Here is a 14722-nt window from a genome sequence, read left to right as displayed (position 1 = left end):
GGCGCCGGTTGGCCGTCTGCAAGGATTCTAGCCGGATGGACGACACGCGAACCGCGTGCCGGCACACTTTCGGATTCGGGGACAACAATCGTCACTGCTGGCGGCGTCCGGGCCCGAGGCGAATGTCCGATTCCAGCGGGTTTGTCACGTTGTAAAGGCGTAGGATGCATGGCATGGAACTCGATCCCGACACCTGCTACAAGGCCGTGGCCTCGCATGACCGGCGCTTCGACGGACGCTTCTTCGTCGGGGTGTCGTCGACGGGCGTGTACTGCCGGCCGATTTGCGCCGTGCGCACGCCCAAGCGCGAGAACTGCACGTTCTACGAGACAGCCGCCGCCGCGGAGAAACACGGTTTCAGGCCTTGCCTGCGTTGTCGCCCGGAATTGGCGCCGGGGCATGGCCTGGCGGACATCTCCGGCCGGCTGGCGCAGGCCGCCGCCACGTTGATCGACGAAGGCTTCATGTTCGACGCGGGCGTGGCCCAACTGGCCGCCCGGATCGGTGTGACCGAGCGTCACTTGCGCCGCCTGTTCGATGCCGAGTTCGGCGTGTCGGTGCATGAGTATGCCCAGACGCAAAAGCTGCTGCTGGCCAAGCGCCTGCTGACAGACACCGCGCTGCCCGTCACCGAGGTGGCGCTGGCAGCCGGCTTCGGCAGTGTGCGGCGGTTCAACGACGTGCTCAAGGAGCGCTATGGTCTGACGCCCCTGGCGATGCGCAAGCGCGCCGCAGACGGCATGGCGGACCGGCTCGTGTTCGAGCTCGGCTACCGGCCGCCGCTGGCGTGGGAGGCGCTGCTCGGATTTCTGGCCGTGCGTGCCGTCAAGGGCATCGAACAATGTGATGGCGAGGTGTACTCGCGCACGTTGTCGATCGAAGCGGGCGGCCGGTGTCATGCGGGCTGGGTGCGGCTCGAGCATGTGGCGCGGCGCGCGGTGCTGCGCATCACGTTGTCCGGCACGTTGGCGCCTGTGATTCCGCAGGCATTGGGCAAGGTCCGGCGGTTATGCGATTTGGGCTGTCGCCCCGACATCGTCGACGCCCACCTGGGCGAACTGGCTGCGCAGACGCCTGGAATGCGCCTGCCCGGCGCGTTCGACGGATTCGAGATCGGGGTGCGCGCGATCGTCGGTCAGGTGATTCCGGTGGTGCAGGCGAGGCGCATTCTGGCTCGGCTGGTGCAGGCGGCTGGCGGACCGCTGCCGGAAGCGGCCCAGGCAGGACTGACCACGCCTGCCGGCCAGGCGCCGCTGACACACGCCTTCCCGACCGCGCAGGTTCTGGCTGCATTGCCCGACGAGGCATATCGGGCGGCAGGCGTGACCGCCGCGAAGACCCGGACGATTCATGCGTTGGCCCGCAGCGTGGCTGCCCACGAGATCGATCTCGATCCCCACGCACCACCCGAGGTGACCGTGGCGCAATTGCGTGCCATCGACGGCATCGGAGACTGGACGGCGCAATACGTCGCAATGCGCGCGCTAGGCTGGCCTGACGCGTTTCCGGGCACCGACTACGCGCTGCGCAAGGTGCTGGGCGTCGATACGGTTCGCGGGATGCAGGCGAAAACCGCCGGATGGGCGCCGTGGCGCGCCTATGCGGCAATCCATCTCTGGCACCGCTACGAAGCGCTGAAGCTTCAGGCTAGCGATATCGAGGAGCAGGCAGCATGAGCAGCCATCAGATCATCGACAGCCCGCTGGGCGACATGCTGTTGCGTGCCGATGGCGGCGCGTTGACCGGTGTGTTCTTTGCCGGCCAGAAGTACTACCCGGGGCTGGCGCGTCCCACTCCCGTCTCGGCGATGCCCGCAGCGGATGCGCGCGTGCTGGAGCAGGCCGCGACGGAACTCGGCGCCTACTTCGACGGGGCGCTGCATGGATTCTCCGTCCCGTTCCGGCTGGTTGGCAGCGCCTTCCAGCAGCGGATCTGGCAAGCGCTGTGCGACATCGAATTCGGCGAGACTTCGACCTACGGACAACTCGGCGCGGGGCTCGGCTTGCCGCCAAGCCATTCGCGGGCGGTAGGCGGTGCCGTGGGGCGCAATCCCTTGTCGATCATCGTCCCGTGTCATCGCGTGCTTGGCGCGACCGGCGACCTGACCGGCTACGCGGGCGGCGTGGACCGCAAGCGTGCGTTGCTGACGCTGGAGGGCGTGCTTTATCCGGGCCAGTTGCAAGCCACGGCGCTGGGTCAGGCCGTCCTCGCCCTGGGCTGACGAAGGCGGGAGCGCGCGTGGCGCGTCTGTTCGTCGCCATCCAGCCTCCCGCCGCGTCGGTGGCGGACCTGCTGCGCATCGTTCCAGCACAGCACGGCATTCGGCCGACGATGGCCGCGCAGTTGCACCTGACCCTGCGCTTTCTGGGCGAGCAGGATGACGCCACGGCGGCGCGGATCGAACGGGTGTTGTCCGAGGTGACAGCGCCGCCCGTGGTATTGCAGGTGAAGGGCGTCGGCCGTTTTCGTGGCCACCAGGGCGCCATACTCTGGGCCGGGCTGGAGGCGTCGGCGCCGATGCAGGCGTTGGTCGACGCCATCACCGCCGCGCTGGAGCGCGAAGGGATTCCACCCGAGCGCCGCCGCTTCTGGCCACATTTGACCCTGGCACGTTGCCGGCCTGAGGTGCCGGAGCATGTATTGCGGGACTGGCTGGCGGCGCGTCGGGCGCTGTCGCTACCTGCCTGCACGATCGATCGGTTCGTGCTGTTCGAGAGCGTTCTTGACCGACAGGGCGCGCGTCATGTGGCGCGGGCCGCCTATCCGCTTGCAGCGAATGGTCCAGGCTACTGACCCCCAACGCTGACACCTGTCGCGCCGTGCCGCTCGGCCGGTGATCATCCGGACAGCCGCTTTGCGTGTTGGCCTCAAATCTGCCATGTATCGGCTGCAACGCATATTCCACGCAGTATCTGGCTGGCTTGCCCAACGCCGTGGGCTACCTGACGCCAAGTGCCACACCCAGCCCGAATAGGGCAGTCCCGATGATGACATCGAGCTGTCGTTGGTATCGCAGCATCGCGGCACGCAGCGACTTCGAGCCGAAACACCACGCGACGATGCTGAACCAGACCCAATGCGTGGCCGACATGAACAATCCATAGCCAAACTGCACGGCGGCGGGCGTGTGCTCGTTGACGACCTGCGAGTACGTGCTGACCACGAACAGTGTGGTCTTCGGGTTGAGCGCATTGGTCAGGAAACCCATGCGAAACGCCGCCAGTCCTGAAACGGCGGGTGCCCCATCGGCGTCGACGTCCAACGCCTTGCGATTGCGCAGTGTCTGAATGCCGATCCAGATCAAGTAGGCCGCACCAGCCAGCTTGATGATCGAGAGCAGCCCGTGCGCATGGCGCACCAGCAGTGACACGCCGAACATGGTGTAGGCAACGTGTACCTGCACGCCGAGCGCGATGCCCAGCGCGCAAAGCAGCCCGGTGCGGCGGCCAAACAGATAGCTGTTGCGCGTGACCATGGCGAAGTCCGGGCCGGGGCTGATGACGGCAAGAAGGGTGATGGCCGCGACGGCCAGCAGTTCGGCGAGGGGAGTCATTGTTGTGGTATTCCAGTCAGTTTTCGTTGCGTAAGCCGTGTATTCGATGGCACGACATATGGCATTTTTATTCGCAGAAACGGGTACGGCAAACGATATATACTCGCCATATTCCGTGAGAAAAACTGACTGATTGGCATGCCATCGATGCACTGGCTCGGCTGGATTCGTTTCTTCGAAGCCGCCGCGCGTCACCAGAACTTCGCCCGCGCGGCTGACGAGTTGCACCTGACCCACGGCGCCATCAGTCGGCAGATCCGCCAGCTTGAAGCCGAACTCGGCGTGAGCCTGTTCGAACGGCGCAATCGCGCGGTCTTTCTGACCGAGGCTGGCCGCACGCTCCAGTCCGCGGCCACGCAGTCGATGGATTTGCTTGCGGCGGCGGTCGAGCGCATCCGCAAGCCCGCTGCGAACACCGCGCTGGTGTTGTCATGCGAGCCAACCATCGCCATGCGCTGGCTGATTCCTCGGCTGGCACGGTTTTCCGCGCGGCATCCCGATATCCCATTGCATCTGATGGCTGCTGGCGGTGCGATCGACTTTGCGCGTAGCGGTGTCGACGTGGCATTGCGTCGCAATGATTCTCCGTTCGATACGCGCTGGCACACGCGGGAGGTGACGCCCGAGCGGGTGGGGCCGGTTTGCCGGCCGGATCTGGCAGATCACGGGCTCGATGCAATGCCCTGGCTGCATACGCGCACTAGACCGATGCCTGGCAGCGCTGGGCGCGTAGCGCGGGGTATGTGCTCACTGGCAGCACGGACGTCTGGTACGAGCACTTTTATCTAAGCCTGCAGGCCGCGTCCGCGGGGCTTGGCTGGGCGATTGCTTCGGAGCTGATGGCCTATGACGAGTTGTCCGACGGTCGCATGGCCGCACCTCGGGGCTTCGTGGCCGATGGCTCGGCGTACCATCTGCTCTCGCCTGTACCGTTCGAGCATGACTCGCGCCGGCTGGCGTTGTTCGACTGGCTCCATGCCGAGGCAAACGCATCGTCGCAGGCCTAGGCAGGGTGGTGCTGTTATCGCCATCCGAGTGCGTCGAGATGCGGGAGTCGAGAAATGGAGGAAGCGTTACGTGCGCCACCCCTCGGAAGTCTGTCGCTAAAGTTACGTCGTATTTTGCCGAAGCATATGGCAGGTGCTTGCGCCACCTTCGGGTGGCGCTTACCATGCGGCGGCTGGTCGCCGCGAGCTGTCTCCGCTTTCCAGTGCCCGCCCCCCAAAAGGGTGCGTTGTGGCGCAACCCTTTCGACGTAGCGTATCTCCATGAGTCTTCAAGAACCCATCGGGTCCAAGCTGGCCCAATCACAGTCCCAGGTCGATGGCGAGGCCGACGAGCGGGACGCTGCGGCCCACTCGGATGAACGCTACCGGTTGACGCACAGCTCACAGATCGGCACCGTGCTGCGCGATATGGCCTGGCAGAAGTGCCTGCTGAGTGTGCGCTCGAAGGGCGGCTCCGAGATCGTGACGTCGATCCTGCATGTCGATCCGGCCAACAAGACCTTCATTTTCGATTGGTGCCGTGCCGATGGCGAGCGTCAGGCATTGATGTCGTCGGAGCAGAACGCCTTTTCCGGCCTGCTGCGCGGAGTGCCGGTCAACTTTATCGTTGGCACGCCGGGCGCCACGCGCTTTGAAGGCGGTCCCGCGTTCATCGCCGATTTTCCCGAGAAGCTGTACCACTTCCAGCGCCGCCGCCATTTCCGCGCGCGCACGTTGCTGACCAAGGGCTACCGCTGCGAACTGCGAATTCCCGAGACGGAAAAGCAGGCGCTGCAGCTCGATATCGCTGACTTGTCGTTGTCAGGGGTGGGTTTGCGCTCGCGCGCGGTGGGCGCGGACCAGTTGCCCGTGGGCACCGTGATCAAGCGCTGCCTGCTGGACTTTGCCGAACTCGGCCGGCTGGAGCTCGACATGCAGGTGGTGGGTCATTGGCTGGTGGGCTTCGACGACAACACCGTGCACCACTACGGATGCGCGTTCCTGAACCCGGACGGCCGCATGGAAAACTTCCTGCAGCGCCTGGTGTTCCAGCTCGAACTGGCGCACCGGGGCTGACACCCCGGCGCAAGCGGAAAGCGGCTCAGTTGCCGCTCAATTTCCGCTTAGTTGCCAATCATCTTGCCGATCGCGGCTGCCGCCTCCCGCATGGGGCCGAGCAGCCGCGCAATCATTTCCCCTTCCGACACCTTGTTGGCCTTCACGCTGACGCTGATGGCAGCCAGCACCACGCCGGCCTGCGACCGCACGGGCACGGCGATTGCGCGCAATCCCGGCTCCAGTTCCTCGTCGATCAGCACATAGTCCATGTCGCGGGCGCGCTGGAAGGCTGCCTCAAGCTCAGGACGCGAGATCTTGGTCAGCAGCGTGCGCGGGCGCAGTTCAGCATGGTCGAAGAACGCCTCCAGGATCGGTTGCGGCTGATGGGCCAGCAACAGGCGGCCGGTGGACGTGCAATAGGCCGGCAGGCGGCTGCCCATGCCGAGCGAGTGCGTCAGCACGCGCTGCACTTCCGAGCGAACCAGATACAGGATGTCGGTGCCGTCGAGGATGGCGAGCGCCGAGGTTTCGTGCACGCGCGCGCTGAGGCTATCCAGAACGGGCTGCGCCAGAGAGACGATCGCACTCGACGAGAAAAATGCGTGGCCAAGATGCAGCACGCGCGGACGCAGCGCGAAGTGGCCGTCCTGCTGGCTGACGTAGCCAAGCTGCTCCAGCGTGTAGAGGCAGCGGCGAACCGAAGCGCGCGACAACTGCGTGCGCTGCGCCACCTGGGAAATAGTCAGTGGGCGCTTGCGTTCGGAGAATGCCTCGAGCACGGTCAGTCCGCGTGCCAGTGAGAGCATGAAGTTGGGATCGCCGGCAAAGCTGCCGAGGATGTCGGCGGGCGGCTTGGCAGCGCGCACGGTGTCGGCTTGCGCGGGTTTGAGACTGATGGGGCTGGGGCTCGGAGCGTCCATGGCGGATAAAACGGTGCGGGGGAGCGTTCGATAATCGCGCATCTTAACGCCCCAGAGCGCTGATTGCCGCCTTCTGGACAAAAAAATGTCGCCGGTCGGGACGGCGACGGGGAAGGGGGTGTCGGTCAAGACGGGGGTCCTGACGACGAATCGAGTATAGGTAGGGGTACAGAGACATTAAATACAACTAAGGTGGGGGAACGCGCTGGCAGCCAACATCTGGTGGCGCAAAGGGCGCTCGGGGGAGGTTCGCGGCGGCTTCAGGATCGCTCAAGGCATTCCTTATTGCTTCCTCAAGGCTTGCCCAGGAACAGGTAGAACGCATAGTTGCCGCCCGCCGCCCGGCCATAGCCGAGGTAGAGCGGCCCGACCGGGCTGTCGATGCCCAGGAATGCCGCCATCGACTTCAGCAGCCCGGTTGGACTACCCGGTACCAGCGGCGCGCCAACGCGCCCGGCTTCGAGCGAGAAGCCAGCGTAGACGCCGTCGAAAAATGTCTGGTGGATCAGCTTGTTGTAGTAGACCATCCGCGCGAACTGCAGATTGCCGCCGATGAGTTGCCCCGTGCTGTACCCCGACTGCTGCAGGAAGCCACCCCATTGGAACAGGTCGTACTTCGGCAGGGCGGGGCCGCCGATATTGCTGCCGGCCTTGAACGCCAAACTGAGCGTGTTATTGCCGATCGAGTATGCCCACGCGCCTGAGATATCGCCCTTGGTATAGGTATCGGTCGCGCCCATGCCACCCTGCGAGGCGTAGACGTTCAGCGTGCCGCCGTACCCGAAGCGCGGGAAGTTGAGATTGTCGAGTTGATCCGCCAGCAGCCGGCCTTCGATGGCGCGCCGGTTGACGCGGCCGGGGCCGGGGCTCAGATACTCGGGGCCGGTGGATAGCGAAGCATTCTGCTCCCCAACAACCACACCAAGCCGGGCCTCGCCGTACTTGGTGATCTGGCTGCCGATGTCGAATGCGAAGTCAGTGCGGCGCAGATCGTACTGGGCCAGTCTGGTGCTGCCGTTGAAGATATTGACCGGCCGCCGCTCCAGTTCGATACGCGGCGCCACGAAGAAGAGCTGGCGCGTATCGAGCGGCTGGTAGAACTCGCTGACCAGGCTCGAAGTCTGACCCACCTGCACATCGGTCCGCCACTCCGCCCCGAGCGAGTTCAGCCAGGTGCGGCGGTAGCTGGCCAGCAGGTTGAAGTAGGCATCGCCGCGGAAGTCGGTGCTCAGCCCGAGACCGAAGCGCAGATAGTCGGGGCCGTAGGATTTCTCGATCGCATCGACCGAAAGCACGCGCTTGCCCGGTTCTTCCAGGAAGCGATAGTTCACGTGCTCGAAGTCGCCGGTGCCGAACAGGCGGCGCATGTCGCGATCGAGAGTGGCCTGCGTGATCGGCTCGCCGGGCTTGGTCTCCATCGTGGCGGCCGCGAACGCCGGATTCACGCGTTCCATCGGCGCAAAGCGGATTTCGTCGACGGGCCGCACGTCGGGCGGCGGCAGCGCCATCTGTCGCGCGCGCAGTTGGGCATACTGTGCCGGCGGGATCGACAGCTCGGATAGCCGACTCGCCTCTTTCCGGGCGGCGGCCTCGCCGATCGGGATCGTCTTGGGCAGGTGGTCGAAATCACCTGCCGAGAAATCCCCTAATTCGGGCTTGATCAGGATGTCCGTGGGCCTCAAGGAGGCCAGCGATGTGCGCACGTTCTGCTCGGTCAGGATGTTGAGCATCTGTCCGGTCACCCCGATGATCGAGGTCAGCTCCTCGCGCTTCATCAGCGGTGTGCCAAGATTGACGGCGATGATGATGTCCGCGCCCATCGCCCGCGCTACGTCGACGGGGAGGTTGTCGGTCAGGCCGCCATCGACCAGCAGCTTGCCTTCGTACTCGGTGGGCGCTACCGCGCCCGGCACCGACATGCTTGCCCGCATCACGTTGGCCAGTTCGCCCTGGCTGAACACCACCGGCGTACCGGCGACCAGATCCGTGGCGACTGCCCGATACGGAATCGGTAGTGTGTCGAAGTTGCGATAGCCGGGAGCATTGGCGAGTTGCCGCAACACGGTTTCGAGCTGCACACCCGAGACGGCACCCTTGGGCAAAAGCAGGCCATCCGAGCGCACGCCGATCTCGGGCGTGAAAAGGTTCGTGTGGTCGTCGATCTTGCGGCGAATGGCCAGATCCTGGCGGGGCGGGCGCTCCTTGAAGATCGTTGCCGTCGTCAGCCCGCCGACGAGCTTCTCCATGTCGGACGTGCTCATGCCGGTCGCGTACGCGCCGCCGACGATCGATCCCATGCTGGTGCCGGCGATGCAATCGATCGGCACGCGCAGTTCCTCGAGCACCTTGAGCACGCCGATATGGGCCGCGCCACGCGCGCCGCCGCCCGAAAGCACCAGGCAGATCTTAGGCCGGCCCTGCGGCGCCGATGTCGCGGCGGGCTCGGCCGCCAGCGCCGACGGGCCGGCTATCGCGCCCGAACACAGCACTGCCAACCATGCGGCGCAGCGAAGAAGGGCAGAGGCGTGGCGCATCGCAGATGACATGAAGAAGAGGGGGCGGCGAAGGACATTGCCGCGACCTTCAACACTAGCAGTGTGGTCCGCATGTGGCGTATGCCATGCGCCAAGATCAAAACAATTCATCACGCGCGCCGGAACCATTCAGATCGGCGGTCACGCATGTCGGCTTCTGTCCGCTCCGGCGCGGGATAGCCGATGCGGCATATACTGGCGCCGTACCTGATTCCATTGCGTCTTCCGTGTCTTCCGTGTCTTCCGCAGAACATTTCCACACGCCCCCCGACGATCCAAAACCCGCGCCGCCCGAAAGACCCGGCGACAACGAGTGCTGCGGCAGCGGTTGCGATCCATGCGTCTTCGATTTCTACAACGACGAGATGGAGCGCTATCGCCAGGAACTGCGGGCATGGGAGGCGCGCCAGGCCGCTCGCCAGGCCGCTCGCGATAACGCCGCAACGCATTCGTGAACCATTCCGCCGCGCTTCAGGACTTCGTTGAACGGCATCGGCGCCTGTTCGTCCTGACCGGCGCCGGCATCAGCACGGACTCAGGCATTCCGGGCTATCGCGACGAGCAAGGCCGGTGGCAACGCTCGGCGCCGATGACCATCAGCGCGTTCATGAGTGGTCACGCGGCACGGCAACGCTACTGGGCGCGCAGCATGGTCGGCTGGCCGGTGGCGGTGGGGGCACATCCGAATATCAGCCATCGCGTGGTGGCGCGGCTTGGCGATGCCGGGCGCGTGTCGGCGCTGGTTACCCAGAACGTGGATGGACTGCACCAGCAGGCGGGCAGCCGCGATGTCGTCGAGTTGCACGGCAGCATCAGACAGGTCGTGTGCCTGTCGTGCGCCACGCGCTACCCCCGCGTGGGCCTGCAGCACTGGCTCTGGCAACACAATCCCGATTTTCGTGACATGACGGCATTGCCCGCCGCGGATGGCGACGCGCATCTGGAGTCGCCGTTGTTCGACAATTTCGCGGTGCCGGTCTGCGAGCGATGCGAGGGCGTGCTCAAGCCCGATGTGGTGTTTTTTGGCGAGTCGGTGCCGCGTGAACGCGTCGATACCGGCCGGGCGGCACTCGCCAACTCCGATGCCGTGCTGGTGGTCGGGTCGTCGCTGACGGTGTTTTCGGGCTATCGCTTCTGCCTGTGGGCGAACGAGCTGGGCCTGCCGATCGCCGCGCTGAACCTTGGCACCACGCGCGCCGATCCGCTGCTGACACTCAAGGTATCCGCGCCGATCGGGCCCACTCTGTCCGCGCTGGCGACCGGGATCGGGCTGGCTGCCGATTGACCGCCCAGTGACCGAACATTGACCACCAATGGACCTCCGATTGACCCCGGCGGCGCCTGTCGCTAGGATCGACGCATTGCCCGATATCTTCGGGTGCCCCCAACCAGTCATCCCATGACCCCTGTTTCTGTCACGGCGCCCTCCTGCGCGCCGCCGCGCGGCTGATTCCAGCCGACTTACGTCTCCGGTATCGCTGACGAAGACGTGCTCGCGCATCGCGCGCGGCACGCGCCGGAGCCTGCGTGGTTTCTGACAGGACAATTCATGAATTCCGAAAAAGACGTCATGGCGGACGCATCCGCCATGCGCACGTCCATGCACGCGCTTGCCGTGTATGGCGCGACCCCTTTGTTCGTGCTGCTCTGGAGTGGTGGCGCGATCTTCAGCCGTGTGGGACTTTCCCATGCCTCGCCATTTGCGTTTCTTACGTTGCGATTCGTTATCGCGCTGACCCTGCTTGCCGCCATCGGCGTGGCACGCCGGCGCGTGTTGCCAGCCCCCGGCACGCGCGTGCGTGTGGCGGTGACGGGCGCGTTGATGATCGGCGGATACTCGATCAGCTACCTGCTGGCACTGGATTTCGGCATGACGCCGGGTGTACTGGCTACCGTGCTGGGCGTGCAGCCAATCCTGACTTTGCTCTGGATGGAGCGGCGCGTGTCGGTGGCACGGCTGGCAGGTCTGACGCTGGCGCTGGCCGGGCTGGTGACGATCGTGGCCGATAGCCTGATGGCCGCAAGGTTCTCGATCGCTGGCTGGGGTGCCGCTCTGGCCGCGCTCGCGTGCATGACGGTGGGCGCCATCGGGCAGAAAGGCGTCCGGCAGGCCCCGGTGGAGATCCTGCCGCTGCAGTACACGGTGGCGCTGGCGATGTGCCTGCTGTGCGTGCCGTTCCAGCCGTTCCGGTTCGAGCACGTGCCGGGCTTCTTTTTCCCGCTGCTCTGGATGGGGATCGTGATTTCGGTGGTGGCGACGCTGCTGTTCTACCGGCTGATCCAGGCTGGTAACCTGGTCAACGTGACCAGCCTGTTCTATCTGGTGCCGCCTGTCACAGTTCTGCTGGACTTCGTCGCGCTGAGCAACCGGCCCGCGCCGCTTGCGCTAGTCGGCATGATTGCCATTCCGATGGGGCTGGCGCTGGTGTTTCGCGCGGGACGCTAGCGCAGGTTGACCTGCACGCGGATGCCGTCGGGCGCCACGGTGATGGCGCCCGGCTCGACGTCCTTGCCGTTGAAGCGGAGTTCTTCGGGTTTGAACGTGTACAGCGGATAGTCCTTCAGCAGTTGCTGGGCCACCACGGCGCCAATGGCGTTGAGTTGCTCGCGATACTGGCTCATGCCTTGCACCTCCACGTCCTGCACGGTCGGGTTGTCCAGCAGCACCGCGCGGCGCGTGGCGTCGTAGCGGACGCCACTGTTCAGCGCCAGCGAGCCGTTGACCGGCGGGGACGGGATCACCGTGTTCGAGAGCGCCGCGTCCACCCGGGTGGTGATGCGGTTGCCGGCCTCGTCTAGCACGAGGCGCGGGTTCGAAAGCCGCACGCTGACCAGTTCGCCATAGCGCAGCGTGGCCGGGAAGCGCTTATCCACCGCGCTCTGCAACTCGTCCTTGGTGAACGTGTATTCGCCAGTCCAGACGTTGTAGCCGGCGTGGGCAGTGCCCAGCGCAGCCGCGACGATGGCCAGGGCCAGCAAAGGTCGGCGTGCGCGGGACAGGCGGTTGATCAGGGTACGGGACATGGCCGGGATGCGAATCGAAGTTACGCAGTCAGACCCGTGCCGCGCGGTGATCGTTCCGACATGTGACGCCGGTGCGGGCCATCGACAGGTTTCAGTAGTGCGGCGGGATTTCGTGCTGCGGATCGGACTCGGCAGCCATGGGTGCGCTGGCACGCACTTGTTGGTACAGCGCGCGAAACTGCGCCTGCAACAGATCGATCTGCTGCTGCTGGCGGGCGACGGCGAGATTCAGCGTCTCGATCAGGTCTTCCTGGAAGGCGACCTTGATCTCCAGATCGGTCAGGCGGGATTCCATGGTGTTCTCCGGTTGGCCGCGCATTGTACGGGACTGCACGGTACGGCCAGCCGGAGAACGGCAACGATGGTCAGTGGACCAGTAGACCAGTGGGCCAGGTTATTCCTTGGGCCCGGCGATCACCATCCACATCACGCCGAACTTGTCGGTGACCATGCCAAAGCGCTCGCTGAAGAACGTCTGCGACGGCGGCATGTTGATCTGGCCACCTTCGGCGAGCTTCTCCATCGTCTTGTCGCACTCGGCGGCATTGGCCACGTTCAGCGACAGGCCGAAGCCCTTGAACTCGGTCTTGCCCTTGGCTTCCCCGTCGGACCCCATGATCACTGCATCGCCGATTTGCAGCGCCATATGCATGATCTTGTCTTGGTTGATGACGGCCGGACCACAGCCGGGACCGGCATCCTTGGGGCCATCGCGGTAGCGCAGCATGGCGCCAACCTGCGCGCCCAGGGCGGTCTTGTAGAACTCGGCCGCTTCCTCAGCGCGACCATCGAAAAACAGATACGGCTGGACTTTCGAGGACATCGATAACTCCTGTGGATTGGGCGCCCAATACGGCCGGGCGGGGGGCTGAACCGGTACTTGTGTACGGCGTCCACAAAGATTAGGCGAGAGTCCGGGGGATGTCCACATCTATTTTCGGGGACAGATATGACGGGTTGCGAAAGGCTTGTTTCACCGTTGCCGTTTGGCGCTGACGCCGGGCCATGTCACAATTCACGGTTACGAGTTTCGGGCGCCGGACCGGCTCGCCGCATGACGCGATCGTGCGGGGGCGCCCCAAGAGCCGACAAATTCACCTGGTTTTCTGGCGATGACTACCATCCTGCAGCACATTCCTTCCGGCCAGCGCGTCGGAATCGCCTTCTCGGGCGGACTCGATACCAGCGCCGCGCTCCTCTGGATGCGCCAGAAGGGCGCCATTCCCTACGCCTACACGGCGAACCTGGGCCAGCCCGACGAGCCGGATTACGACGACATCCCCCGCCGCGCCATGGCGTACGGCGCCGAGGCCGCCCGTCTGGTGGACTGCCGCACCCAACTGGTGGCCGAAGGTATCGCCGCGCTGCAATGCGGCGCGTTCCATATCTCGACGGCTGGCGTGACCTACTTCAACACGACCCCGATCGGCCGTGCCGTGACCGGCACGATGCTGGTGGCGGCGATGAAGGAAGATGGCGTCAACATCTGGGGCGACGGCAGCACGTTCAAGGGCAACGACATCGAGCGCTTCTACCGCTACGGCCTGCTGACCAACCCGGGTCTGCAGATCTACAAGCCGTGGCTGGACCAGCAGTTCATCGACGAACTGGGTGGCCGCGCCGAAATGTCCGAGTTCATGCGGCAGCACGGCCATGCCTACAAGATGTCGGCGGAAAAGGCGTACTCGACCGATTCGAACATGCTCGGCGCCACGCACGAGGCCAAGGATCTGGAGCACCTGGATTCCGGCATCCGCATCGTCCAGCCGATCATGGGCGTGCAGTTCTGGCGCGATGACGTCGAAGTGAAGCGCGAGGAAGTGACCGTGCGCTTCGAGGAAGGCCAGCCGGTGGCGCTGAACGGCAAGACGTTCGCCAATGCCGTCGACCTGCTCATGGAAGCCAATGTCATCGGTGGCCGTCATGGCCTGGGCATGAGCGACCAGATCGAGAACCGCATCATCGAAGCCAAGAGCCGCGGCATCTACGAAGCCCCGGGCCTGGCGCTGCTGTTCATCGCCTACGAGCGTCTGATCACCGGTATCCACAACGAAGACACCATCGAGCAGTACCGCGACAACGGCCGCCGTCTGGGCCGCCTGCTGTACCAGGGCCGCTGGTTCGATCCGCAAGCCATCATGCTGCGCGAAACCGCCCAGCGCTGGGTGGCTGGCGCCGTGACCGGCGAGGTGACGATCGAACTGCGTCGCGGTAACGACTACTCGATCCTGAACACGACGTCTCCGAACCTGACGTACAAGCCCGAGCGCCTGACGATGGAAAAGGGCGAGTCGATGTTCACGCCGCTGGACCGTATTGGCCAGCTCACGATGCGCACGCTCGACATCGTCGACACGCGCGAGAAGCTGCAGACGTACGCCAAGTCCGGCCTGCTGTCGAACCAGACCAGCGCGGCGCTGCCTAAGCTCGAAGACTGAGCACGGCACGTTTCCGGACGGAAAAGCGGCACGAGCGATCGTGCCGCTTTTTTTGGTTCTTCGGAGAATTCCGGGGACTGAATTGCCACATTCCGTATCCTAATGGCCGTTAAGAGGGCCGTTAAGAGGGCCGTTGCGGAACGGGATGCTGGATCGGAAGACGCTGCAGGCCTTGGGCTGCTGGGATGGCTACAAGCTGGATCCGGGG

General features: G+C 64.8%; 14 protein-coding genes and 1 pseudogene. 9 read left to right on the top strand and 6 right to left on the bottom strand.

Translation table 11 applies throughout. The annotated features are described in order from the left end of the window. The first annotated feature begins 173 nt into the window (after positions 1-173). From B2246_RS12720 to thpR, 3 genes are read left to right on the top strand one after another with little or no spacing between them, the layout of a single operon-like run. On the top strand, positions 174-1676 hold the full coding sequence (locus B2246_RS12720; RefSeq protein WP_286882464.1) for an AlkA N-terminal domain-containing protein: 1503 nt from the start codon (positions 174-176) through the stop codon (positions 1674-1676). Then, positions 1673-2221, top strand: coding sequence for a methylated-DNA--[protein]-cysteine S-methyltransferase (locus tag B2246_RS12715; protein WP_286882465.1), 549 nt, complete (start codon positions 1673-1675; stop codon positions 2219-2221). The genes B2246_RS12720 and B2246_RS12715 overlap by 4 nt, the downstream gene beginning before the upstream one ends. A gap of 17 nt (positions 2222-2238) precedes the next feature. Beyond that, the gene (gene thpR, locus B2246_RS12710; RefSeq protein WP_286882466.1) at positions 2239-2793 is read left to right on the top strand and encodes an RNA 2',3'-cyclic phosphodiesterase; all 555 of its coding nucleotides are present in this window, start codon (positions 2239-2241) and stop codon (positions 2791-2793) included. A gap of 145 nt (positions 2794-2938) precedes the next feature. Here thpR and B2246_RS12705 read toward each other — a convergent pair whose 3' ends face one another. Continuing rightward, entirely contained in the window at positions 2939-3553 is a 615-nt protein-coding gene (locus tag B2246_RS12705) for a LysE family translocator (RefSeq protein WP_017512081.1), read from the bottom strand. Between the two features lie 147 nt (positions 3554-3700). On the opposite strand from B2246_RS12705, the pseudogene B2246_RS12700 reads away from it, so the two are divergent. Both B2246_RS12700 and B2246_RS12695 read left to right on the top strand, forming a co-directional pair. Next, positions 3701-4560, top strand: a pseudogene (locus B2246_RS12700) (LysR substrate-binding domain-containing protein). Between the two features lie 261 nt (positions 4561-4821). Then, entirely contained in the window at positions 4822-5616 is a 795-nt protein-coding gene (locus B2246_RS12695; protein WP_008645452.1) for a flagellar brake protein, read from the top strand. Positions 5617-5663: 47 nt separating this feature from the next. On the opposite strand, the gene B2246_RS12690 is transcribed toward B2246_RS12695, so the two are convergent. Next, positions 5664-6518 (bottom strand): IclR family transcriptional regulator domain-containing protein, encoded by an 855-nt coding sequence (locus B2246_RS12690; RefSeq protein ID WP_008645453.1) that lies wholly within the window; start codon positions 6516-6518, stop codon positions 5664-5666. A 293-nt stretch (positions 6519-6811) separates the two neighbouring features. Beyond that, positions 6812-9064: a patatin-like phospholipase family protein gene (locus tag B2246_RS12685; RefSeq protein ID WP_286882467.1), complete on the bottom strand. Its 2253-nt coding sequence runs from the start codon at positions 9062-9064 to the stop codon at positions 6812-6814. A 224-nt stretch (positions 9065-9288) separates the two neighbouring features. Here B2246_RS12685 and B2246_RS12680 point away from each other — a divergent pair, with 224 nt between their 5' ends. The 3 genes from B2246_RS12680 (at position 9289) to B2246_RS12670 (ending at position 11498) form a co-directional block, all read left to right on the top strand. Next, positions 9289-9507 (top strand): oxidoreductase-like domain-containing protein, encoded by a 219-nt coding sequence (locus B2246_RS12680; RefSeq protein ID WP_035836226.1) that lies wholly within the window; start codon positions 9289-9291, stop codon positions 9505-9507. Further along, entirely contained in the window at positions 9504-10337 is an 834-nt protein-coding gene (locus B2246_RS12675) for an NAD-dependent protein deacetylase (RefSeq protein ID WP_008645457.1), read from the top strand. Before B2246_RS12680 ends, B2246_RS12675 begins: the two co-directional genes overlap by 4 nt. A 303-nt stretch (positions 10338-10640) precedes the next feature. Then, positions 10641-11498, top strand: a complete 858-nt coding sequence (locus B2246_RS12670; protein ID WP_187192316.1) for a DMT family transporter — start codon at positions 10641-10643, stop codon at positions 11496-11498. Here the strand turns inward: B2246_RS12670 and B2246_RS12665 are convergent. The 3 genes from B2246_RS12665 to B2246_RS12655 form a co-directional block, all read right to left on the bottom strand. Then, positions 11495-12076, bottom strand: coding sequence for a DUF1439 domain-containing protein (locus tag B2246_RS12665; protein WP_008645460.1), 582 nt, complete (start codon positions 12074-12076; stop codon positions 11495-11497). The two genes, B2246_RS12670 and B2246_RS12665, sit on opposite strands and share 4 nt — an antisense overlap. A 91-nt stretch (positions 12077-12167) precedes the next feature. Next, positions 12168-12371: a SlyX family protein gene (locus B2246_RS12660; RefSeq protein ID WP_008645462.1), complete on the bottom strand. Its 204-nt coding sequence runs from the start codon at positions 12369-12371 to the stop codon at positions 12168-12170. Positions 12372-12470: 99 nt separating this feature from the next. Continuing rightward, the gene (locus B2246_RS12655; protein ID WP_008645464.1) at positions 12471-12899 is read right to left on the bottom strand and encodes a VOC family protein; all 429 of its coding nucleotides are present in this window, start codon (positions 12897-12899) and stop codon (positions 12471-12473) included. 289 nt (positions 12900-13188) lie between these two features. Here B2246_RS12655 and argG point away from each other — a divergent pair, with 289 nt between their 5' ends. Next, a complete protein-coding gene (argG, locus tag B2246_RS12650) occupies positions 13189-14514 on the top strand; it encodes an argininosuccinate synthase (RefSeq protein WP_008645466.1) in 1326 nt (441 codons plus the stop codon). Positions 14515-14722: the final 208 nt, after the last annotated feature.

The sequence above is a fragment of the Cupriavidus sp. UBA2010 genome (assembly GCF_002335265.1).
In the GTDB taxonomy this organism is placed as follows: Bacteria; Pseudomonadota; Gammaproteobacteria; order Burkholderiales; family Burkholderiaceae; genus Cupriavidus; species Cupriavidus metallidurans.
Note: the sequence above shows the minus strand (reverse complement) of the source record. Positions and strands in the feature narration are given on the sequence as shown.

Excerpts from the sequence above, each read along its gene's own strand:
- B2246_RS12705 (WP_017512081.1), bottom strand. The coding sequence starts at position 3,553 with ATGACTCCCCTCGCCGAACTGCTGGCCGTCGCGGCCATCACCCTTCTT.
- argG (WP_008645466.1), top strand. The coding sequence starts at position 13,189 with ATGACTACCATCCTGCAGCACATTCCTTCCGGCCAGCGCGTCGGAATC.
- B2246_RS12690 (WP_008645453.1), bottom strand. The coding sequence starts at position 6,518 with ATGGACGCTCCGAGCCCCAGCCCCATCAGTCTCAAACCCGCGCAAGCC.
- B2246_RS12665 (WP_008645460.1), bottom strand. The coding sequence starts at position 12,076 with ATGTCCCGTACCCTGATCAACCGCCTGTCCCGCGCACGCCGACCTTTG.
- B2246_RS12660 (WP_008645462.1), bottom strand. The coding sequence starts at position 12,371 with ATGGAATCCCGCCTGACCGATCTGGAGATCAAGGTCGCCTTCCAGGAA.
- B2246_RS12720 (WP_286882464.1), top strand. The coding sequence starts at position 174 with ATGGAACTCGATCCCGACACCTGCTACAAGGCCGTGGCCTCGCATGAC.
- B2246_RS12695 (WP_008645452.1), top strand. The coding sequence starts at position 4,822 with ATGAGTCTTCAAGAACCCATCGGGTCCAAGCTGGCCCAATCACAGTCC.
- B2246_RS12685 (WP_286882467.1), bottom strand. The coding sequence starts at position 9,064 with ATGTCATCTGCGATGCGCCACGCCTCTGCCCTTCTTCGCTGCGCCGCA.
- B2246_RS12715 (WP_286882465.1), top strand. The coding sequence starts at position 1,673 with ATGAGCAGCCATCAGATCATCGACAGCCCGCTGGGCGACATGCTGTTG.
- B2246_RS12655 (WP_008645464.1), bottom strand. The coding sequence starts at position 12,899 with ATGTCCTCGAAAGTCCAGCCGTATCTGTTTTTCGATGGTCGCGCTGAG.
- B2246_RS12670 (WP_187192316.1), top strand. The coding sequence starts at position 10,641 with ATGCGCACGTCCATGCACGCGCTTGCCGTGTATGGCGCGACCCCTTTG.